We start from the raw sequence: 21,947 nt of genomic DNA, 5'->3' as shown, positions 1-21,947 counted from the left end.
TTCAGCACCGGCCAACCCGATCAGAACGCCGTGCGCACCGCACTCTGGCGGGCCTTGCATGTGGAACTGGATTCGCCGCCGCATGTGCTGACCGATCGCATCGGCCTGCACCTGGTGGCACCGCCCGAGGATTGGCGCGGGCGCCCCGACATGGATCCGCGGGGTTCCACGGCGTCCCGATTGGGCATGGTGGCGCGGGCTCGTTTCGTCGAGGATCTCGTCGAGCAGCGGGCGGCAGAGGGTATAGCGCAATACGTCATCCTGGGGCCGGGCTGGACACCTTCGTGCAGCGCCATCCCGAAGCGGGGGAGCGGCTAACCGCTTTCGAGGTGGACCAGCCCGACACTCAAGCGTGGAGACGAAATCGGCTGACGGAGCTGGGATTCGAGATTCCCGACTGGCTGCGGCTGGTTCCGGTCGACTTCGAGACGGGCGGGTCCTGGCGAGATCAATTGCTCACCTCGACAAACCTGCGGTGGTGGCATCTACGGGCGTCAGCATGTATCTGAGTCGCGATGCCATTGTCGGGACTCTGCGCCAATGTGCCTCAGTGGCACCGGGTTCGGCATTGGCCATGACGCTCCTGCTGCCGTTGGAGCTGCTCGAAGCGGGGGAGCGCCCGATCAGGCAGATGATCATGACCAAGGCGGCCGAATCCGGCACGCCGTGGGTGAGCTTCTTTTCGCCGGACCAGCTACTCGCCCTGGCACGCGACTGCGGTTTCGCCGACGCGTCGTACGTGTCCGGGCGCGAACTGATGGACCGCTATGTGCCCGGCGCCGGGTTGTCTGCCGAGGAGTTTCTGGTGGCCACCACCTAGTTGGCGGCCGCGGCGATCCGCCACCCTGAGGTGGACTCCTGCTGGCGCCAGAACTCTGCGAAACGTCCTCCCAGAGCGCTGAGTTCAGCGATCGAGCCCTGCTCCACGATGCGGCCCTCGTCGATGAACAGCACATGATCAGCATTGCGGATGGCACTGAGCCGGTGGGCGATCATCACCCGGGTGCGAAGACGCGGATCATTCCCGATGGCCTCGGTGACCGCGGTTTCATTCTCGGTGTCCAGGGCACTGGTGGCTTCGTCGATGAGCAGGACCGGGGCGGGTTTCACGAGCGCGCGGGCAATGCTGACCCGTTGGCGTTCCCCTCCGGACAATGCCGTGCCGGCCTCGCCGACACGAGACTGCTCGGCGTCGGGCAGGCGCTCGATGATCTCGTCGACCCGAGCCAGTGCCATGGCCCGGCGCGCCTCCTCGTCTCCGGCCGTGGGATGTCCGACGAGAACATTGTCGCGGATCGGCCCGTCGAACAGATAGGGATGCTGGAACACCATGCTCACCAGAGCCCGGCGGGCGGCGGTGTCCAATGTCGCGACATCGGTTCCGTCGACCAGGATTTGGCCGCTCTCTGGCTGCTGCAGTCCGGCGATAAGCGAGAGTATTGTGCTCTTCCCGGATCCGGATGGTCCAACGATCGCAGTCGTGGTTCCCGGTTCCAGCGTGAAGTCAACGCCCTTGAGTACGTGTTCCCGAGCGCCGTCATATCGGAAGTCGACCCCGCGGAATTCGACACGTGGTGCCGGGGTATCGGCGGATGCGACGGCATCCCCGGGCTGGTCGGCGGCCTCGGTGGTGATGATCGTGTGGAGGCGTTCGAACACGCCGCGTGAGTTTTCGACCGCACCGGCCAGGCCCGCCAGCGCGGTGAACGGTTCCAGGAAGCGCACCACGACCACCATGAGCGCGACCGCCTCGGGGGCCCCGATCTCACCGCGTAGCGCCAGCGCCGTGGCGGTGCCTGCCAACAGGATCAGGGCGATCTGGCTGACGATTGTGAACAGCAGCTGGCCCGGGATCTGGAACAGCAAGAGCCGCATGGTTGCACCGCGCGCGACGGCCACTGCTTCGCCGACCTGGCTGCAGGCAGGACTGACGCGACGGCTCGCCCGCAGTGCGGCCTGGGTGCGTGCGAACTCCAGGATCCGTTCGGTAAGCGCGCTGTGCGCCTTGGCATCCGCTTCATCGGCGGCTCGTACGATGTGGATACTGGCCAGCAACGCACCGAGCAGCAGCGGCAGGGTGATGGCGGCCGCGACACCCAGTTTCCAGGAGATGAAGAACAGCCCGATGGTGATGGCTGCCGGCAGTAACACCGCGCCCACCAATGGCGTGAGGAGGTTTGCGATGAACCCGACGAGGTCCGGGCCTCCGGACGATATCGCTTGGCGCGCCATCGCGGTGCGATCCGCGGTGAACCATCCCAGCGGGATATGGGTGAGCCGATCGGCCACGCGGTGCTGCGAATCGTTCAGCAGGGCGAATCCGATGCGGTAGCCGATGCGGGCCTGCACGGTGTCGACGATCCATCCCGCCACGGTGACCGCGGTCAGCACGCCGAGCCATGGCAGCGCGGTGGAAGGGGTAGTCCCGAACAGGGCACCGAGCAGCGGCACCAACAGCAGACAGCCCGCCGCGCGCAGGGCGACAGACAGCACCGACAGCACGGCATAGGCGTAGAGCGGGCCGCGATGCCCGGGCGGAATCAGTCGAATCAGGTTGGAAAGCATCAGATGTTCTCCCCGGCGAGTACCGTCGACGGCTCTTGAAGGCGGCCCTCCCAGAGCCTTCGGTACCGGCCCTCGGCGGCCAGCAGCTGGGTGTGGGTGCCGGTTTCTACGATGTGGCCCTGGTCCAAGACCACGATCTGGTCGGCATCGGCGATGGTGTGCAATCGGTGTGCGATGACCAGCACGGTCCGATTGTGAACCAGCCTGCCGAGTGCCTGCTGCACCAAGTACTCCGATTCGGGATCGGCGAATGCGGTGGCCTCGTCCAGGATCAGGATGGGGGTGTCAGCCAGGAGGGCGCGGGCAATGGTCAGTCGTTGCTTCTCGCCCCCGGACAGCTGAGCGTTGGTATCCAGGACCGTGTCATACCCGTTGGGGAGACGCAGGATTCGCTCGTGGACCTGTGCATCGCGGGCCGCCGCCACAATCTCGGTGTCGGTGGCCTCGGGCCGGGCAAGTGCGATGTTCTCGCGGACAGTGCCCGCCACCAGCTGCACATCCTGGAAAACGAACCCGACTTTGGTGTACAGCTCATCGGCCGAGAGGGCACGGATGTCTGTGCCGTTGATGCGGATGGCGCCGTTATCGACGTCGTGGAACCGCGCCAACAGGGATGCGAGCGTCGACTTTCCGGACCCGGACGGACCGACGAGGGCCGTCACGGTTCCGGGCCGCAGAGTCAGGGTGACGCCGTGGATGACGGGCGCTCCCGGCCGATACCCGAAGGTCGCCGCATCGAAGGACACGGAGGTCTCCCCGGAACGGCCCTCGGAGGACTGCTCAGTCAGTTCGGTCTCGCTGAGGGCAACCGCGATGTGCCGTGCGGCCTCTACGCCGCCGCGAATACCGCCGAGACCGTACGCGATTCCCAGCAGGCGGGTGCCAAAGGTGGTGCCGAGCATCAGGAATGGCAGCAGGGTGGTGGGCTCCATGGTCCCGGCAACGACGAACAAGGTGCCGGCCGCTGCGATGAGCCAGAGGAAGGTCGTCGGCCGGGTCGCCAGATCCATGAAGGTCTTCTTCCCGATGAAGGGCCGCTGCCATTCATTGAGGAAGGAGAGGTACCCGTCCAGCTTGCGCTTGAATGAGGACGCCGCCGCGCCACCGAAAATTCGGATAACCGGCTGGCCTTCAAGATAAGCGGCTGACTCTCCGCTCATCCGTTCGCTCCAGCGAGAGGCCTCGATGATCTTCGGGCCGCTCTGGAACATCATGGTCGCCGTCGTGACGATGTGGACCAGGATGGGGATCAGAAGCACGAGTGCCAAGCGCCAGTCGACGACAAAGAGGTAGATGAGCACCGCGACCGGGCCGACGACGGCGGCCACGGCATCGGGGATCGCATGGGTGATCAAGTAGTGCAACGACAGGGTGTCGTCCTGGATGAGCTTCTTGACCGATCCGGATCCACGCTGCGTGAACCACCCCAACGGAACCCGGGATAGTTTCGCCAGGAGCCGTCGCCGAATACTGGCGCTGAACCGTATGTCGACGACATGCAGCCAGAGGGTCAGGGCAGCGCCCAGGCCGGCACCCAATACCAGCAGCGTCAGGAAGATCATTCCGGTGTGCCACAAGCGGGATTCGTCGGCCCCGGAGAGTAGCAACCGCGTCAGCTCCACGAGAACCACGAAGGGTGCCAGCTCGATCATGGTGATGATCGCCTGTAGCACACCGCTCGCGATCATCTGCTTCTTGACCGGTGCCAGCAGTTCCCCGGCAGCCTGCGAGCGCCATCGGCCTTGGGGGACTACGGGTACCGCGGGGGTTGCCGGCTTGTCGGCGGCGGGTTTGGCTGCGGAAAGATCCGGTGCGGCGGGTTTCGCTACCGGTGCCTGATGTGTGTCGGTGTCTCCGCGGCGGCTTCCCATCGCGCGACCGAAGGTCCAATACGCCGCGGCGTGCACATCGGCCTTTGGGAACCCGAACGGCTCCTTGAGGCGCTTGCGGAGATGCTTGAGCGAGCCTGCCTCGGGACCGGCCCACGCGTACCAGTTGGACCAATCGCGAATCTCGATGGCAGCGGCCAGCGAGGTCTCGTCCGCCCGGTCCACCCAATGCAGCTGTCGCCGGGGATGATCCCGCAGAGGAATGAGCTCATCGTTGGGGTCGTGACGTTCCAGGTACACCTCGACGTCCACGTCCGCGGGCAAGGCGGCCAGGATCGAGTTGATCGCCGGGATGGACGCGGTGTCGCCGATGAGGAGGAATCCGGCCGGGAGGTCCTCGGGGATCTCGAAACGTGAGGAACCGAAGGACACCACCGGAATCGTCATACCGGGTTGCGCCGCTGTTGCCCACTGGCAGGCGGGACCGGCTGGCTCGTGGATCACGACGTCGATCGCGAACTCGCCAGCATCGGCGTCCGTCGACACGATCGTGTACGCCCGCTGATGCTCGGTGGTGTTGCCTGTCGGGTCGGGGAACCAGAATCGGAGCCACTCGGTGGGGGCGTGCAAGAGGTCGTCGAAGAGCGTCGGCGCCGACATGGTGATGCGCACGCAATGTGGCGCGACCTGTGCGGTGCCAACCACAGTGGCTAGGTGATCGCGCGCCCCGAGTCCGCGCAGCACCGCACCCTGGAAGCCTCTACCCATGCTGATGTGACCTTTGTTTGTGCTCGACGTGGCTCCGGCAGACACATCCGGGCCATTACTTAGCCCATCCTAACCTAAGTGGTGCTGACGGGGTCAGGCACGAATGGCGGCGTCGTCCGGCGGGGCTGTTCCGGCCTCGTCGGGATCTGCACAGGGGATATCCGTTCCGGCGATCGAGGCCCCGGCCGTCTCGATGAGGAACGGTAGGGCGCACAATCCGACGACACAGGCCAGCATGAGATACGCGGCGGGGAACAGATCCCATCCGGTCCTGCCCACCATGAGGTCGTTCACCAGAGGCGCGGTGCCGCCGAACGCGGCGGTGGACAAGTTGTAGGAGATCGCGAATCCCGCATAGCGCACCTGAGTGGGAAACATGCATGGGAAGGTCGCGGTGATGGTGGACAGCTGCGGTATGTACAGCAATCCGAGAGTTGCGAAACCCACTATTGCCCAACCGAATCCCTGGCCCATGAGCCAGAACATGGGCAGCGAGAACAGCAGTAGTCCGGTCAATGAGAATGCCCACATGGGTTTGCGCCCAACGCGATCCGACAGTGCGCCGCAGAAGGGCAGGAATGCCATCATGGCGACCTCGCCGACGAGGATGACGATCTGGCCCTGCGTCTCGGTCATCCCGAGCCGGGTCTTCAGGTAGGTGGGCTGATAGCTGAGCAGGGTGTAGTTGGTGATGTTCAGCGCGATCACCAGCAGCATCATCACGATCATGGGTCGCTTGTAGTCACGCACCAGATCTGTGAGCCGTTCGAATGCAGTCTCCTGGCCCTCCGGCTCCTGTTCCTGCATCGCTTTGAACAAGGGCGGGTCGTCGAGGCGGCTGCGTAGATACCAGCCGATAAGGCCCATCGGCAGTGCGACGAGGAACGGAATACGCCAACCCCAGGAGTGCATCGCTTCGTTGCTCAGGGTGGCATCGAGGATCAGGACGAAAGCGGCGCCGGTTGCAAAGCCGCCCAAGGTGCCGAACTCGAGAAAGGAACCGTACTTGCCGCGCTTTTTATCGGGTGCGAACTCGGCCATGAACGTTGCCGCACCGCCGTATTCGCCGCCGGTGGAGAAGCCTTGCACCACACGCAGCAGAATCAACAACGCCGGCGCGGCCGCTCCGATGGTCGCCCAGGTCGGCAACATCCCAATGAGCGTGGTGGACAATGCCATCAGCACGATCGTGATGGCCATGACGCTCTTGCGGCCCAACCTGTCACCCAGTGGTCCCCAGATCATCCCGCCGAGGGGACGCAGCAGGAACGAGATTGCGTATCCCAGCATCGTGAACGCGGTGCCCAAGGTGGGGAAGAAGGCCTGCGTCAGGAAGACCGTCGTGGCGGCATAGACGCCGTAGTCATACCATTCCGTGGCGTTGCCCATCGCCGATGCCGCGATGGCGCGGTGCAGGATTCGCCGGCCCTCTGGTGACTGGAAGTCCGGGTCGGCAGTCGTCATCAGCGCGTGCCCGGCGATCGGTTGTTCAGCGGGGTAAAGGTCCGCGCCGCGATGTACTCCGGACGCGGCTCCGACCCGGCGAACGGCCGCTCTGGGGCGTTCTCCACCGAGTTGAACACGAGGAACACATTGGATCGCGGGTAGGGGCTGATGTTCGACCCCGACCCGTGCATGAGATTGCAGTCGAACCACAACGCGTCGCCCGGCTGCCCGAGGAACAGCTCGATGCCGCTGGTGAGGGCGGCGTCGGCGAGGGTCCGCGTCGAGGGGACGCCGATCTCTTGTTCCACCAGAGATTTCCGATGGTTCTCATGCGGGGTAGCGCCGACGCACGGGTAGAAGGTGCGATGGGTGCCCGGCATGACTTGCAGCGTCCCGTTATAGGCGACGTTGACAGTCAACGCGATCGAGCAGGACACGGTGCGCATCTGGGGGAGCCCGTCCTCGGTGTGCCAGGTCTCGAAGTCCGAATGCCAATAGAAGCCGCGTCCCCTGAACGCGGGCATCGCATTGATACGGGACTGATGGAGGTAGGCAGGCCCGCCCAAGAGTTGCTCGGCGACGTCGAGGACCCCCGGCGAACAGGCCACGTCCATGACCACGGAGCTCAGGAGGTGTGCCTCGAAGATCGACCGCACCTCCTGCGATCCGGCCTCCCTGATGATCCTAGGATCATCGCCCAGTTGTGATGGGACTCTGTCGATCTCGTTGCGCAAGGTCGAGACCGTCATATCGTCGACGGTGCTCGGCCGGATCAGGAATCCCTGATCGGACATCTGAGTGAGCGCAGGTGGAGCGAGCGGCCCCTGGTCCGCCGCGCCCCAGACCACAGGCTCGGTCCTGACGATGGGAGGCTGCTCGGTCTCGAGGCGGCTGGGGTAGCGATCCGTGATCGCGGGGGCGCTCATGAGAGTGCGGGCGCGGCCGGGTATGCGCCGGACTCGTCGTGGACCTCCTGCCCGGTGACGGGAGGGTTGAAAACGCACATCATGCGCATCTCAGTATTGGCGGAAAGCTGGTGCCGTTCATTGCCGTCGAGCAAATACATGCTGCCTGGTCCGAGTGTGAACACGTCACCGTTTTCCAGGTTTGTCAGCGTGCCAGTACCGGCCGTGAGCCATACCGCCTCGATGTGGTGCTGGTAGTGGAAGACGTGGACGGTTCCCGCATCGATAGTGGTCTCGTGGAAGGAGAAGCCGACTCCGTCATCGGCCAGCACGATCCGCTTGCTATGCCAGCCTTCGCCACTGACGTCGCGTTCGGTACCCGTAATCTGTTGGGTAGTACGGACGATCACAGTAATTCCTCTCGGTGGATTCGGCTTCTAGGCGGACTCGGCGATGGCTTCACGCAAGGTGGAAATGCCGATATCGAGCTGCTCGTCGGTTGTGGTTAGTGCGGGCAGCAGCTTGACGACCTCGTCCCTGGGGCCGGAGGTCTCCACAAGCAGACCCCGCTGGAATGCGGCCTTGCTGACGCGCGACCCCCGCTCGGTATCGGAGAACGCGATGCCCTGGACCATGCCGCGGCCACGCACCGTCGCCGAATCGTCGTCGGCCACCAATGCGGACAACTCGGTATGGAGGCGGTCGCCCTTGCGGCGTACGTCCGCGCTGAACGTGCCATCGCGCCAATACTTCTGCAGCGTCGCGGTGGCGGTCACAAAGGCCGGGTTGTTTCCGCGGAAGGTGCCGTTGTGCTCACCCGGGGCCCACTGATCGAGATCGGGCCGGATCAGCGTCAGTGCCATCGGCAGGCCGTATCCGCTGATCGATTTGGACAGCGTCACGATATCCGGACGGATGCCGGCGTCTTCGAAGGAGAAGAAGGCACCCGTTCGGCCGCAACCCATCTGGACGTCGTCGACGATCAGGAAGATCTCACGCTTGCGGCACAGGTCTGACAGCGCGCGCAGCCATTCGGCGCGGGCGACGTTGACCCCGCCCTCGCCCTGTACGGTCTCGACGATCACCGCGGCAGGCTTGTTGAGGCCACCACCCTCGTCGTCGAGAACCTTCTCAAACCATTGGAAATCCTCGGTGACTCCACCGAAGTAGTTGTCGTACGGCATCGGAGTGGAGTGCACCAGGGGCACGCCGGCTCCGGCACGCTTCATCGAGTTACCGGTCACGGCCAGCGATCCCAGTGTCATTCCATGGAATGCGTTGGTGAAGCTGATGATCGACTCGCGTCCCGTGATGTTCCGTGCCAGCTTGAGTGCTGCCTCCACGGCATTGGTTCCGGTGGGCCCGGGGAACTGCACCTTGTAGTCCATGCCGCGTGGCTGCAGGATGGTCCGCTCGAATTCCTCGAGGAACTGCTGTTTGGCGACCGTGGCCATGTCCAGGCCGTGGACTATGCCATCGGTCGTCAGGTAGTCGATGAGGGCCGTCTTGAGATCCGGGTTGTTATGCCCGTAGTTGAGTGCGCCCGCACCGGCGAAGAAGTCCAGGTAACGCTCACCGGTGGTGTCGGTCAGCCAAGATCCGGAGGCGGAGGCGAAGGTGGTGGGCCAACTTCGGCAATAACTTCGCACCTCGGATTCACGTTCGTTGATGACCCTCGGTAGCCCGGCTTCCTGAGCGGGCAAGGTGGCGGTCATTTCTGTATCCCCTTTCGGCCCAGTGCCTTTAGACACTGTTATCTGGGCGCTTTATGTAGGTCGTGCGGAGTGAGCCGTAGCAGCGGCTCTGCCTCATGTGCATCGGGAAACAGATCCACGCCGAATCCAGCGGATTCGGTGAGTTCCATGTCCCGCCGGCGGGCAAATCCGGCGAATAATGCACGAGAAGCGGTATTTGACTGGGTAACAGTGGTTTCCATGATCAGGGGCTCGCCTTGTAACGTCGCGAGAGAGTCTGCGAGCCAGGCCAGCATGCTGGCGGCCAAACCCTTTCCGCGGTACGCCTCGTCGACTCCTACCTGCCAGATCATCAGTGATCCGGAGGGTCTGAGGTATCCGGTCACGAATCCGACGGGCTTTCCGCCGACACGTGCGACGGTGGCTGTGGAGGGAAAGTCAGTGCACCACAACAGGTATGCGTAAGAGGAATTGACATCCAACACACCGGAGTCGCGTGCGATACGCCACATATGACGAGCGTCCGACTGCGTCGGGTGGCTCATGGACCACATAGGGGTACAACGTTTTTCAGTCTGCAATTCAGTATCGACCACTAAACATCACCATCACCACAACATGTTTCGTATCAACTGGAGTTTCGTATCAGGTTCGTACCGTCCGACCGTAACCACATCGGCACCCGGATGGCTAGGACCGGCAGTGGCGATCAGGGTCAACTCACGGCGTTTGCCGAGGGTATCCACCTGATGTGACGCTCATCACATTATTGCGGGACTATGAGAACTTGACGGGATCTTGACGAATGTGCCTCGAGATTGCCGGGCAACATTCAGCCATTGCTACTGAAGCAGCGCTCCCAGCGGTCGGGATCGGCGAGCATCTCGCCGGGGGGAGTGGCCCAGCAGGCGGCCACCAGGTCGTAACCGTGGTGAATGAGTGCGGCATGCGCGGGCCAGTACGACTGCAGCCATTCGGGTTCGTTGTGTGCGCTGTCCACGCCAGCTCGAATGGCGCCCTCGAGTTCGAAGGACAGGTCTCGGGCCTCTGCGTATGCGGCGTCGTGGGCTGGCTGCACGCGGGCGGTCGTGACCAGCGCCAGCGCCGCACGCCGGATCCGGACTTCGGTGAATGCGAAGGTCTGGCGATGGGCATGCGGTGCGATCAGGTACATCGACGCCATGGCGACGGCGACGCCGACCAATGTCTCCACCAGGCGGTCGCGCACGATTGATGTGACGGATCCCTGCAGGGTGACCACGCCTGCCGACAGCAGTGCGATGGGCGTCACGAACATGACGGCGACGGCGTAGTTACGTGGCAGGAACAGCTCGGTGCAGAACTGCAACGTTGCGATGGCGGCGATGAGCGCGTACCCGGTGAGGGACAGCTGGTACAGCACCGCGAAGAGAACGAGCCCGACCACTGTTCCGGCGAAGCGCTGAAATCCGCGCACCGTTCCGTGTAGCCGGTCGGGGCCCAGATGGACGATCACGAGGGCGCTCAGGATCGCCCATTGTGGCCGTGTCAGCCCGATCGCCGCACTGATGGCTCCGGCGCCGAGGCAGGCGATGCCGACGCGTCCGGCGGTGATGGTGGCGTGCGAACGGAACCGCACCGAGCGGCGCAGCCGGTACCAGATACTGGGGCGGACCACGAGAACGTGGTCGCCGGGGATGACGTGATCAAGCACCATCTTGGCGCCGACAGCGGTTTCGGTGAACCGGCGATGGGTGTCGAGCATCGTTGTCACCAAGGGTGAATCTGACCGCGTGGAGTATCCCGCGTCGTGCAGCGCGGTCCATGCCGAGGAGATTGCCAGTCCTGCGGCGTGGCGGGCGTCGACCGTCGCGTTGCCTGGCTGGGCATACCCGTCAACCGCTTCGACTGCCCGCTGTACTGCGACGCGCTCGGGCTTGTGGCGATCGATCGCGGCGCCCGCCATCGAAACAATGACCGCCGCAACCGCTCCCAAGCTTGCGCAGGCGAGAATCCGAAATGGGTCCACACCCCATTCCGTGGCGCCGAGCGCGCCACCGCACACCAGGACGAAGAACAGTGCGCCCGGAGGGCCGAGCCGAAGCGCGTCCACCGTGTAGACGACTGGGACTGCGACCGCTGTCAGGGTGAGGATGATTGCCACCTTGTTGGCGACACCGCCGGGGGCATGGGCCCCGACGAGGGCGCCGAGCGTCGCGACGAGTAGTAGCGCGATACCCGCGGTGGCCACGACGGCGGCGCGCACCCGGTAGGGGCGCCCTTCGCCGTAGAGAACGGCGAAGGCCCCGTAGGTCACATAAAGCGCCGCATTCGGGTATTCAGCGGCGACAACGAGCGCCCCGGGAATGGCGACGGCGGCGCCGGCGCGCAGTCCGATGCCCCACCGCCGACCCGCCGGTGGGGCGGAGAACAAGATGGAGCGGGCCCGGGCGATCTGCGGAAGTGGGTCCGGCGATTCAGGCGCGGGCGGGGTCACACGTCATTTCATACCGTGCCGCTGCCGGTAGGCGCGTTGTTTACAGGCAGCGGAGCAGTAGCGCTGTGGCCGTCCCTTCCCGTGGGCGATCAGTTCGGAGTCGCAAAACCGGCAACGTCCGCGCAGCTCGGCGGCTATTTCGTCACGCGCTGGAGGGGATTCGTCACAGGCGCCGCGTGCTGCGGACACCAGATTCGTGCCGGCGGCCCGGCCGCGGGGGGTACGGATGCGCAGCTCCCTATCGAGGTAGGGGCAATCGACGATGTCTTCGTTCTGGCACGACAGCAGGTGGTTGAGGTATTCGCGTGCGCGATCGAGCTGCTCGATGCGGGCGGAGATGTCCGCGACTTGCTCGGTGACCGCGCTGCGCCAGGTATCGGGTTGTGCCGAATGTGATGTCACGACGGCGGCCTGGCGCAGCGGCATCATTCCGGTGATGCAGCATAGGTACGCGATGCCGATGCGACGTAGATCTCGCTCGGTGTAGGTGCGACGGCCGCTGTGTTGTGTCGGCGAATTCAGGACGCCCTGCTTCTCCCACCATCGCAGGGTCGACGGGGCCAGACCGTAGAGGGCGGCCGCCTCGCCGATGTTCACCGTGGGTTCCGCGGGGGCGGGTCTTGACATCAAGCTCACTTCACCATTGAAACTTAGGCAACCCTAACTTGTAAGGAGTACCTATGGCCGAGATGGCTGTGACTCGCGACAATCCGCGCAGGGCGGCTCATGCAATTGCTCTCCGCGGCATCATCGATGTGGTGACCCTCGGTACCGATCTCGATATCCGCCTCATCGAGATCGTGCCGGCCTAGGGGCCGCCTACTAGCCCACGAGTGACCGGCCGAGATAGGCGCCCTCGGTGGCGCCCGGCGGCATGACGAAGACGGCGGATCCGACCGCGGTGTTCCACTGATTGAACTCGTCCCGTTCGGCCAGCCGTCGTTGTACTGGGACGAACTGCGTGGCGATATCTCGTTGGTATGCGGCGAAAATCAGACCGGAGTTCGACGATGTGCCCGGCAAGGGTGCGTCGTCGAAGTTGTACGGGCGGCGCAGGAATTTCTCGTGCGGATTGCGATGGCGGGCTAGCGCGATATGCGCGGTCGCCGGGATGACCGGGATACCGCCGCGGGTCATCTCGAGGTCGGGTTCGTCGGACTCCTTCTCGCCCGTCAGCGGCGCGCCGTTGTCCGTTCGTCTGCCCATCACCAGGTCGCGGAGCCTGGTGTCCAGCTGGTCCCATCCGTCCAGATCCATCGTGATCCGCCGAAGGACGAGAAGCGTTCCGCCCCTGAGCCACTCATGATCCTCACCCTGGTGCCACAACAGGCTGTCGAGCTCGTGGACGCTGGGGTTCACCGTGCCATCGACCTGTCCCATGAGATTGCGCATGGTGCCTCCCGAGGGATCTTCCGCGCGCGGCGTGCGGAATCCGGTCTGGCGCCAGCGTTCGGTGGCCAGGGAGCGCACGTTCTTCAGGAGAACCCGGGCCGCATGCGCCACCACGAGCATGTCGTCGGCGCATATCTGCAGTAGGAGATCACCTCCGCACCAGCGCCTATCGAGTTTGTCAGTGGAGAATGCCGGGAAGTCGCGTGCCGAGGCCGGGCATTTGTCGGCCAGGCCCGTCGTGGTGAACGCCGACGGCCCCAGGCCCGCCGTGATCGTCAATCGTGCTGTGGTCGTGGCCAATTCTGGCTCGGTGTCGGCGAGTGCGGGCAGGCCTTGAGTCAACCTGGCGGCGTCGGTGGTCCACAGACGCAGGATGGACCGCAGGTTTTCACGGGCGGTGCGTTCGTCTGTGCTGCTGCCGGGTAGCAGATCCAGGGCGAGGAACAGCGCGTGTGACTGCGGTGCGGTGGTGATCCCCGCCTGGTGCTCGCCGTAGAAAGGTTCGACAGCCGGAGCGCCTTGCGGTCGAGCCGCCTGGGATTGTGCCGACCACGCCGACAGTCCGGCGCCCGCGGTGAGGGCGGCCGCGGCACCGCCGCCGACAATGAGTCCCCGTCGGGACAAAGAACGACGCGTCATGCTCAGGGCTGGTAGTTCTCGTTGCCGCCTGCGAAATCGCGGATCTGGGCGGTGAGGGGCTTGGTCGAGCCGTCCTGGAAAGCCAGCGTGATGATGACGTCCTGACCTGGGCGCAGGGGAGTGGTCAGCCCCATGAGCATGACGTGATCGCCGCCCGGGGACAGCTTGTGCTCACCGTTGGCGGGAATGACGACCCCGCCCTCCTTGGGGCGCATGAGACCGCCGGGAGTGACCTCGTGGAGCTCGACCGACTTCGCGGCCGGTGAGGTGGCGGACACAATGCGTGCCTCGATGGAGCCGTTGTTGTGCACGGTGCCGAACACCGAAGTCATGGAGCCGTCAGGGGCGGACTTGGCCCATTGATCGGTGATGGTGACCTCGGAAGCCTGCTCGGCAGGCGTGGACTCATGCGCCGAACAACCGGCGAGCAATGACAGCGCGACTGCTGCCGGGATGACGATCTTCACGTTCAGCTAGTCGTGTGGGTGGTGACGAAAGTTCCGGCTGGACGGCAGTCGACTCAGGCTTAGCTCCGCGAAGAGCTTCTCGGTGGCGGTCGTGGCGGCCTCGACATCGCCGGCGATGACTCCCTCGACGAGCGTGGTGTGTTCGTTCTCGAAGGAGCACTCCGCGCCGATCGGGTTTCCGCGCATGTAGTGGTCCATCAAGCCGAGCAGCGAGTCATAAAGTTCCAGGTAAAGAGCGTTGTGGCTCGCCGCGACCACTGCTCGGTGGACGGCGATGTCGGTGGCGATGGCGTCCTCGACATTCTGGGGTGCGACATGCCGGGGAGCCCACAGCTCGTTGCGCCGCCGCAACAGGGCGCGCAGCTGCTCGATGTCATCCTCATCACGTCGCTGCGCGGCGAGCCCGGCGGCGGTCACTTCGAGGGTCTGCCGCAGTTCGATCAGATCGCGGTCGTTGGCGGCAGCGAAGTAGTCGGCGATGGCCGAGCCACTGCCGCCGACGGAGAGCACGTAGGTTCCGGAGCCCTGACGTCGTTCCAGCATCCCGGCGTGCACCAGGGCCTGGACGGCCTCTCTAATTGTGTTGCGTGAGGTTCCGGTGAGCTCGCACAATTCAGGTTCAGTGGGAATGCGTGCACCGATGGCCCAGCGTCCCGACTGAATCTCCTCGCGGAGTTGCTCGGTGACCTGGCCAATCAGTGTTTGGCGACGGACCGGCTGCATGACGGCCCATCGTAGCGTGCGGCGGAAATCACCTTGAACATATTCATCCATTCATCCTATGATTTGCCGGGGCTTAGAGGAGGATGAACGTTGACCGCGACCGCGCAAGACACCGGAACCGCTACGCACGATTCGATGCGGGCCGTATCGGCAGCTGCGTTGCGCCGTGGGCGCCTCATGGTGCTGGTCGCGATCCTGCTGTTCGCGCTGTGCCTTCGCTCCGCGGTAACCTCGCTGACCCCACTGCTGACCCAGATCTCTCACGAGGTCGGGTTCGGCTCCGCGGTGATCGGCGTGTTCGGGATGCTGCCGACGGCCATGTTCGCCGTCGCGGGGCTGGTGACACCGGCACTCACCGAGCGATTCGGTCTGGAGCGCACGACGCTGGCCGCGGTGGTGGCCACTGTTATCGGTATGGCGGCCCGGCCCGCGATGAACTCAACCGGCGGGCTGTTGGTGCTGTCCTGCGTGGCGCTGCTCGGTATGGGCATTGGCAACGTGGTGATCCCACCGTTGGTCAAGCGGTACTTCTCGCATCGCGTCGCGCTGATGAGTGCTTCCTATCTCACGGTGTTGCAGATCGGTACCACGGTTCCGGCGCTGACGGCGGTGCCGCTGGCTGATGCCTACGGATGGCGATTCTCGCTGGCGGCGTGGGTGCTTGTTCCGATCGCCGCGCTGTTGCCGTGGATCGGTGTCGTCATCGCGCGTCGCGGCCATGATGTTGCCGACCATTCGGCCGAGCCGCATGCGGATTCGTCTGCGGTGGGGCAGGTTTGGCGCTCACCGCTGGCATGGGGCATGGCCGGCATGTTCGGCATGACGTCCCTCGTGACGTATTCGATGTTCACCTGGATTCCTGCGATCCTGACCTCCGCCGGTGGCAGCGCCGGGTTGGGCGGCGTGATGGTGGCCGTGTTCTCGGCGGTGGGATTCGTTGGCACGCTGACCATCCCGCCGTTGGCCGCGCGCATGCGCAACCCGTTCCCGCTGGTGGTGGCGTGCCTGGTGTGCTTCCTCGTCGGGTTCGCCGGGCTGTTGTGGATGCCGATGACCGCGACGGCCGTGTGGGTGATTGCGCTGGGCTTCGGTCCGTCCACCTTCCCGCTGGGATTGACGCTGGTGAATCTGCGTACCCGCACTCCGGCTGGTTCTGCGGCGTTGTCCGGGTTTACCCAGGGAGTTGGCTATGCCGTCGCGTGCCTGGGCCCCTTGCTGTTTGGCGTGCTGCACGACCTGAGCGGCAGTTGGTATGCGCCGTTTGGCCTTCTGCTCGTAGCGATCACCGTGCTCGGTATCGGCGCCTTCCAGGCGTGCAAGCCGCGCATGCTCGAAGACACTTGGGGTCGCTGAGTCAAGCAGGATCAGGCTGGGTGGTGGATGAGCAGTGGCAGTACCGCGAGCGCTCCGGCCTTCCGCAGATGAGCGGCGGCAACGGTGACGGGCCATCGGGTAGACGTCGAGTCGGCGACTAGCAGCACGCACCGGCCGTTGATCATGTCCCGGAGCGCGTCGTCTGTGCTGATCGCGTCACGCCAGTAGGCGGCTTCCTCCCCGCCGGATGAATCACGGCCAGGAGCCGTCCCCGCAACCGCTGGCATCACTGCGTGCCGTAGGCGACCGACCGTGGCAATGCGGTCGGTCACCGGCCGCACCGGATTGGGCGTACCGGTCAGCTGTAGTGACACCGCGATCTCGGGGCGGGCGACCCATTCGTCGCGCCATCGAGCGAGAGTGGAAACCGCGGCCTGGGCCAGGACCTCGATCGCCTCGGGCTCGCCCCCTACCGCAGCGGTGATTACCCCGCTCCACTCTGGAGCGTCGGCATGGACCAGCACGCGGCCCGGCTCGGCGAGCAGGTCCGATGGAATCTTGCCGCGGGTGCCAAACTCTCCGCCAGGCCACATCTTTCGGGGTTCAAGCACCGTGGAGTCGGTGCGCAGGGTGGCGGCGACCGTCTGCATGAGCTCGGCGGACGCGGGCAGTCCAAGCCCATCGGGTGTGTGACCGAGGCACACCGAGCAGTGTCCGCACGATGCGGCCTGGGGATCGTCGAGCGATTCTGTGAGCAGCTGCATGAGGCAGCGTTCTCCACGTGTATAGGCCTTCATGATGTCGGCCTCACGGCGCCGAGTGGCAATGATGCCTTCGTAGTGTTCCGCATCGAAATACCAAGGGCTACCAGTGGATCGCCAGCCGCCGTCGACCCGCTCCACTGCACCGTCGACGGCGAGCTGTTTGACCATGAGCTCGATTCGGGTGCGCCGAATGCCTGTCTTGGCCTCGAGTGCGTTTACCGATACCGATCCCTCACCCTCGTGTGTCTGACCGGCGAGCGCGGTGAGCACCGTGTCCATCTGCTGGGAATCTGGAATGGAGGCGGTGGTGAAGTAGTCCCAGATACCGGCGTCGGATTCCGACGGAAGCAGCACGACTGCCGCATGGTCGATGGCACGGCCGGCACGCCCGACCTGCTGGTAGTAGCCGACCGGTGATGGCGGTGAGCCGATGTGGACGACGAACCCGAGGTCGGGCTTGTCGAAGCCCATCCCCAGGGCAGAGGTGGCGATCAGCGCCTTGATCTGGTTCTCACGTAGCGCGTCCTCCAGCCGGGCGCGCGTGTCCGCATCGAGTTGGCCGGTGTACGCGGCGACTTTCGCCTGTGGGTGTACCGCGTGGATGGCGTTCACTAGCCGTTGCGCATCGGCGACGGTAAGTACGTAGACGATGCCCGATCCTGGTAACTCGTCTAGATGCTGAGCGACCCAGGCATAGCGTGCCAGCGGCGACATTGGTGGTAACACGTTGAGCTGCAATGAACGCCGGGCCAACGGTCCCCGGAGAACCAGGGTGGCATCGCCCAGCTGGCTGGCCACGTCCTCGGTAACCCGCGCGTTCGCGGTGGCAGTGGTGGCCAGTACCGGTGTATCCGGATTCATCCGGGTGAGCACATCGGACACCCGGCGGTAGTCGGGACGAAAATCGTGCCCCCAGTCCGACACCGCGTGCGCCTCGTCGATGACCAATAGGCCCATAGAGCCTTCGAGCGCCGACAGCACCCTACGGCCAAACGACGGGTTGGCCAGCCGCTCAGGTGACACCAGAAGCACGTCGATATCGCCGGCCACGAGCCGCGCCTCGATCGCACTCCAGTCGTCGAAGTTCGACGAGTTGAGCGTCGCGGCTCGCAGCCCTGCCCGAGCGGCGGCAGCGACTTGATCGCGCATCAGGGACAGCAGCGGCGAGACGATCAGTGCCGGACCGGCGCCCTCGGAGCGTCGGATCGCTGTCGCGACCCAATACACCGCGGATTTACCCCATCCCGTGGCTTGAACCACCAGCACCCGAGCGGCGGGCTCCAAGAGTGCTGCCACTGCGGTTTCTTGATCTCCCCGCAGGACTGCACCGGGACCGGCCAGCGCCTCGATTACCTTTCGGGCCTGATCTGCCCTGGCGCCCTTCAGTTGGCCCATGACTCACGTCCCCCTCGCGTCCGACTACCGGTTGAACGCAACCTACAAGGCCGCTCCGACGTCTCGCGGTGGGTGGGTTCGCTCCTGCTACCTGTCCCGTCCGCCCGGTGGGTCGTCGAGCATGGGAGTGTGCGCTATCACCGGGTAGGCGCCGGTGTATCCGATGCGCTCACGCGCGAGCTGCAGGACGCGGCCACGGCAGAGATACCACCCCGCCGTGAGCACGGGGATCAGTACCGCGATCGCGATCAGATTCCACGCGTTCTCGTAACACATCAGCACCACCACGGCTGCCAGGAACGCCAGCGTCAGGTACCCGGTGTACGGCGCTCCGGGCATCCGGAAACTGCCGCGCTGCAGGATGCCTCGCTGCGACCACCGGTACAGCTGGATCTGGCAGATCACGATGGTGGCCCAGGACGAGATGATTCCCAGTGCCGCCAGATCGAGGGCGGTTTCGAAGGCTTCGGCGGGAATGACCAGGTTCATGAAAATGCCGACAAGTGTGAGGGCGCCGGTGACGGCGATGCCCATGAACGGCACTCCGCCGGAGGTCATACGTGACAACACTTTTGGTGCACTGCCATTCATCGCCAGGGATCGCAGAATCCGCCCCGTGCTGTATAGGCCTGCGTTGAGGCTGGACAATGCAGCTGTCAGCACCACGAAGTTCATCACGTCGCCGGCATACGGCACGCCTATCCGGGAGAAGAAGGTGACGAAGGGGCTCTCGCCGGCTTTGTAGGTTCCATAGGGCAGCAGCAGCGCCAGCAGGATGAGCGAGCCCACGTAGAAGACCGCGACCCGGAATACGACTGAGTTGATGGCCCGGGGCATCACCTTTTCCGGGTTCTCGGTCTCGCCGGCGGCAATACCGACCAGTTCGACAGCGGAGTACGCGAAGACTACTCCCGAGGTGACGATGACCAGAGCCATCAGGCCGGCGGGCAGCAGGCCGCCGTTATCCGTGATCACCGATGGTCCTGTGCTGGCGCCCTCGACCGTGAAGCGGCCCGCCAGGAAGACCGTTCCGATGACCAGGAACCCCATGATGGCAACCACTTTGATCAGAGCGGCCCAGAATTCCATCTCCCCGAACAGTTTGACGCTGATGGTGTTCATGGTGAGTACGATGACCAGGGCGATGAGTGCGATGGACCACTGCGGGATGGCCTTGAAGGCGCTCCAGTAGTGCATGTACAGCGCGATGGCTGTGACGTCGACGATGGCGGTGGCGGCCCAGTTGAAGAAGTACATCCAGCCTGCGACGTATGCCGCCTTCTCGCCGAGGAATTCGCGGGCGTACGACACGAAGGACCCCGAGGACGGCCGGTGCAAGATCAGCTCGCCCAACGCACGCAGGATGAAGAACACGAACACGCCGCAGACCGCATAGACCAAGAACAAGCCCGGTCCCGCGCTGTGCAACCGGCCACCGGCTCCCATGAACAGCCCCGTGCCGATGGCACCCCCGATGCCGATCATTTGGACTTGCCGATTCTTCAGCCCCTTGTGGTATCCCTGTTCCTCGGGGGCGGGAGCTGAGGTGTCATATGTTGCCGGGGACGTCATCGTGCGACCGTATCGACCGGAAAGTTGCTGACTGGAACAACGATGTTACGAACATGGGTCTGCTGCGCGATTCGGCCTGATGCTTGATCAGCACTGGGCAGCTGACTGCCGAGGTGATGAGTGCTCGAAGATCACTGAGCCGCAATCGCGGTTGATGTGGTGGACCGGGTCGCGCCTCAGGGGCAAAGCTGCGGCAGGCCCTTGATGATCGCCCCAGTCAGCGCCTTGGCCATAATCGCGGCTGTGCCCGGTATAGCCATGTCGAAGCGGATTGTGTAATTCAGTCGCGTTCCGCCATCGGGAAGAGGGGTTAGCTCCTGACGACCCCAATGCCGCTTGAGTGGCGAGCCTTTGATGATTTTGTATTCGATCAAGGTAGGTCGTTCGGCGGTTATGGTCGCCTCCCAGAACTCTGGTAGCGGGCCGACCTTGAGCCCACGGGCCGACCCGACGCCGTAGCGCCCGGTGTCGCAGTCTCGCACCTGGGTTACCTTCAGTCCGAACAACTCGTAGCTCTCATGTTGGACGAGCTTGTCAAATACCACCTCGGGGGCCGACGTGAAGGTGTGTATGACATGCACACGAATGGGAGCCGCCGGAATGGTGCGGTCGATAGCCATAGGTTCCTTTCAAGGGCGACGATCAGGGTACCTGCACATCTCACCGGCTAGAACGGTGGAGGATTGGCCTCGGCGTGTGCGGCTTGTGCGTGCGTGCGTTGGAGTCGTCTCTGTTGGTTGAGGTTTCGCTCGGTGGCGCGGTGCCGTTGGCGGTCTTGAGTGTGGGTGCGCGCTCGCGTCAGGTTGTTGAACAGGAGCCCGCCGGCGGGGGTGGTGAGGTAGGTGTGGCCCGTGGGTGCTTTCCAGATGATGGTGCCGTCGGGCTCCCGGATTTCGCGCCATCCGCAGAAGGTCATGAGTCGATAATGCTTGCGGCACAACGCTTTCAGATTGTCCGCCGCGGTGCGACCGCCGTCGGCGTAGGCCACGCTGTGGTCCAGGTCGGCAGTCTCGGCCGGGTGTGAGCAGTCAGGGAAGCGGCACAGCTGATCGCGGCAGCGCACGTAGGTGTCCAAGGCGCGGGTGGGGCGGTATCGGTCGGTGTCCTTCGCGTGCAGGGTGCTGATCCGGGTGCCGGGTTGGGCCGCGATCTGGCGTGCCTGCGACGCGGTGATGACGCCAAACCTGGATACCTTAACGGGCTCAGTGCATTCGGAGTCTTCGATGGTGTTCTGGTTGGCGACTAGGTGCACGATGACCTGGGTATCAGCGATGCTGCGTCCAGCGCAGTCGGCATCGTCGCAGGTGCATCGCATCCGATCCAGGCCCTGAGTCAGGGCGCCGATGGCGTCGGCACGCAACTGCGTTTTGGTGCGCGGGTCGGCGGGACAGACGGTGGTCACCAGCTGCTCGAGACGCTTGTCGAGTGCGACCGCGTGTGGAGTCTGCAGCACACCCCAGATCTCGGCCAATGGATCGCCGCTATCGAGGGAGCGGATCTCAAGATGCCGGTCATCGGTGGCGGTTTTGGTGCGGCGCACCGCATCACGATCATGGCGGTAGATCAATGCGTCCAGGGCTGCCGTGATCCGTTTGATCGACCAGCGTTCCCACCGGGGCAGCGCTGCCACGATCGCCGCATCCACGGCGGTGACCACGGCGTCGTCTTCGAGGAGTTCGGTGCGCCCGATGATCAACGCGACGGTGCGAAAGTCGATGTCTCCGGCGGCGAATCGCTCGGCCACGGCACGCAGGCGATGCCGCAGCACGTAGGCGTAACGCATCTGACTGGATGCCAGCGCGTGCGTTATGCCCTGCGCGGCAGCCACTTGAGCGGCCACCTCATCCCAGCGGTCCACCGCGAACCGATCACGAGGATCCTCCCGGTGTGGATCGGCATGTCAATCCACCAGTACGCCGATCGCCGCAAGCCGACGCGAGGCCGCCTGCGCCTCAGCGCGCTGGGATGAGGTGATCACATCGATCAAGCCCCCTTCCC

General features: G+C 64.5%; 18 protein-coding genes and 1 pseudogene. 3 read left to right on the top strand and 16 right to left on the bottom strand.

What is annotated here, in order from left to right:
- The first annotated feature begins 60 nt into the window (after window positions 1-60).
- Window positions 61-820, top strand: a pseudogene (locus B4383_RS12095) (class I SAM-dependent methyltransferase).
- Here the strand turns inward: B4383_RS12095 and B4383_RS12090 are convergent.
- The 9 genes from B4383_RS12090 to B4383_RS12050 form a co-directional block, all read right to left on the bottom strand.
- Window positions 817-2,565 (bottom strand): ABC transporter ATP-binding protein, encoded by a 1,749-nt coding sequence (locus B4383_RS12090; protein WP_078292717.1) that lies wholly within the window; start codon window positions 2,563-2,565, stop codon window positions 817-819. The pseudogene B4383_RS12095 and the gene B4383_RS12090 overlap by 4 nt on opposite strands.
- A complete protein-coding gene (locus B4383_RS12085; RefSeq protein WP_078292716.1) occupies window positions 2,565-5,162 on the bottom strand; it encodes an ABC transporter ATP-binding protein/permease in 2,598 nt (865 codons plus the stop codon). The genes B4383_RS12090 and B4383_RS12085 overlap by 1 nt, the downstream gene beginning before the upstream one ends.
- A gap of 93 nt (window positions 5,163-5,255) precedes the next feature.
- Window positions 5,256-6,551: an MFS transporter gene (locus B4383_RS12080; protein ID WP_078292740.1), complete on the bottom strand. Its 1,296-nt coding sequence runs from the start codon at window positions 6,549-6,551 to the stop codon at window positions 5,256-5,258.
- Between the two features lie 74 nt (window positions 6,552-6,625).
- A complete protein-coding gene (gene thpD, locus B4383_RS12075) occupies window positions 6,626-7,534 on the bottom strand; it encodes an ectoine hydroxylase (protein ID WP_078292715.1) in 909 nt (302 codons plus the stop codon).
- Window positions 7,531-7,923, bottom strand: a complete 393-nt coding sequence (locus B4383_RS12070; protein ID WP_078292714.1) for an ectoine synthase — start codon at window positions 7,921-7,923, stop codon at window positions 7,531-7,533. The genes thpD and B4383_RS12070 overlap by 4 nt, the downstream gene beginning before the upstream one ends.
- A 27-nt stretch (window positions 7,924-7,950) precedes the next feature.
- Entirely contained in the window at window positions 7,951-9,228 is a 1,278-nt protein-coding gene (ectB, locus tag B4383_RS12065; protein ID WP_078292713.1) for a diaminobutyrate--2-oxoglutarate transaminase, read from the bottom strand.
- Between the two features lie 38 nt (window positions 9,229-9,266).
- Entirely contained in the window at window positions 9,267-9,752 is a 486-nt protein-coding gene (gene ectA / locus B4383_RS12060; protein ID WP_078292739.1) for a diaminobutyrate acetyltransferase, read from the bottom strand.
- Window positions 9,753-10,039: 287 nt separating this feature from the next.
- Window positions 10,040-11,683 (bottom strand): FUSC family protein, encoded by a 1,644-nt coding sequence (locus B4383_RS12055; RefSeq protein ID WP_078292712.1) that lies wholly within the window; start codon window positions 11,681-11,683, stop codon window positions 10,040-10,042.
- Between the two features lie 3 nt (window positions 11,684-11,686).
- Window positions 11,687-12,310 (bottom strand): MerR family transcriptional regulator, encoded by a 624-nt coding sequence (locus B4383_RS12050; protein ID WP_078292711.1) that lies wholly within the window; start codon window positions 12,308-12,310, stop codon window positions 11,687-11,689.
- Window positions 12,311-12,363: 53 nt separating this feature from the next.
- On the opposite strand from B4383_RS12050, the gene B4383_RS27140 reads away from it, so the two are divergent.
- Window positions 12,364-12,495 (top strand): hypothetical protein, encoded by a 132-nt coding sequence (locus tag B4383_RS27140; RefSeq protein ID WP_286150672.1) that lies wholly within the window; start codon window positions 12,364-12,366, stop codon window positions 12,493-12,495.
- Window positions 12,496-12,505: 10 nt separating this feature from the next.
- On the opposite strand, the gene B4383_RS12045 is transcribed toward B4383_RS27140, so the two are convergent.
- The 3 genes from B4383_RS12045 to B4383_RS12035 are packed head-to-tail and all read right to left on the bottom strand — an operon-like array spanning window position 12,506 to window position 14,904.
- Window positions 12,506-13,714 carry a Dyp-type peroxidase gene (locus tag B4383_RS12045; protein WP_078292710.1) on the bottom strand — a complete coding sequence of 403 codons (1,209 nt, stop codon included), beginning with the start codon at window positions 13,712-13,714 and terminating at the stop codon, window positions 12,506-12,508.
- A 2-nt stretch (window positions 13,715-13,716) separates the two neighbouring features.
- Window positions 13,717-14,181: a copper chaperone PCu(A)C gene (locus B4383_RS12040; protein WP_078292709.1), complete on the bottom strand. Its 465-nt coding sequence runs from the start codon at window positions 14,179-14,181 to the stop codon at window positions 13,717-13,719.
- Between the two features lie 6 nt (window positions 14,182-14,187).
- The gene (locus tag B4383_RS12035) at window positions 14,188-14,904 is read right to left on the bottom strand and encodes a FadR/GntR family transcriptional regulator (RefSeq protein ID WP_078292738.1); all 717 of its coding nucleotides are present in this window, start codon (window positions 14,902-14,904) and stop codon (window positions 14,188-14,190) included.
- Window positions 14,905-15,039: 135 nt separating this feature from the next.
- Between B4383_RS12035 and B4383_RS12030 the strand changes: the two genes are divergently transcribed.
- Window positions 15,040-16,257: an MFS transporter gene (locus tag B4383_RS12030; RefSeq protein WP_139360729.1), complete on the top strand. Its 1,218-nt coding sequence runs from the start codon at window positions 15,040-15,042 to the stop codon at window positions 16,255-16,257.
- An 11-nt stretch (window positions 16,258-16,268) separates the two neighbouring features.
- Here the strand turns inward: B4383_RS12030 and B4383_RS12025 are convergent, their stop codons facing one another.
- From B4383_RS12025 to B4383_RS12010, 4 genes are all read right to left on the bottom strand, one after another.
- On the bottom strand, window positions 16,269-18,377 hold the full coding sequence (locus B4383_RS12025) for a DEAD/DEAH box helicase (RefSeq protein WP_078292707.1): 2,109 nt from the start codon (window positions 18,375-18,377) through the stop codon (window positions 16,269-16,271).
- Window positions 18,378-18,464: 87 nt separating this feature from the next.
- Window positions 18,465-19,949: an amino acid permease gene (locus tag B4383_RS12020; protein ID WP_078292706.1), complete on the bottom strand. Its 1,485-nt coding sequence runs from the start codon at window positions 19,947-19,949 to the stop codon at window positions 18,465-18,467.
- Between the two features lie 176 nt (window positions 19,950-20,125).
- On the bottom strand, window positions 20,126-20,569 hold the full coding sequence (locus tag B4383_RS12015; RefSeq protein WP_078292705.1) for an SRPBCC family protein: 444 nt from the start codon (window positions 20,567-20,569) through the stop codon (window positions 20,126-20,128).
- 47 nt (window positions 20,570-20,616) lie between these two features.
- On the bottom strand, window positions 20,617-21,807 hold the full coding sequence (locus B4383_RS12010) for an HNH endonuclease signature motif containing protein (protein ID WP_286150671.1): 1,191 nt from the start codon (window positions 21,805-21,807) through the stop codon (window positions 20,617-20,619).
- Between the last annotated feature and the right edge of the window lie 140 nt (window positions 21,808-21,947).

It is taken from the genome of Mycobacterium sp. D16R24 (genome assembly GCF_002013385.1).
GTDB lineage: Bacteria > Actinomycetota > Actinomycetes > Mycobacteriales > Mycobacteriaceae > Mycobacterium.
Note: the sequence above shows the minus strand (reverse complement) of the source record. Positions and strands in the feature narration are given on the sequence as shown.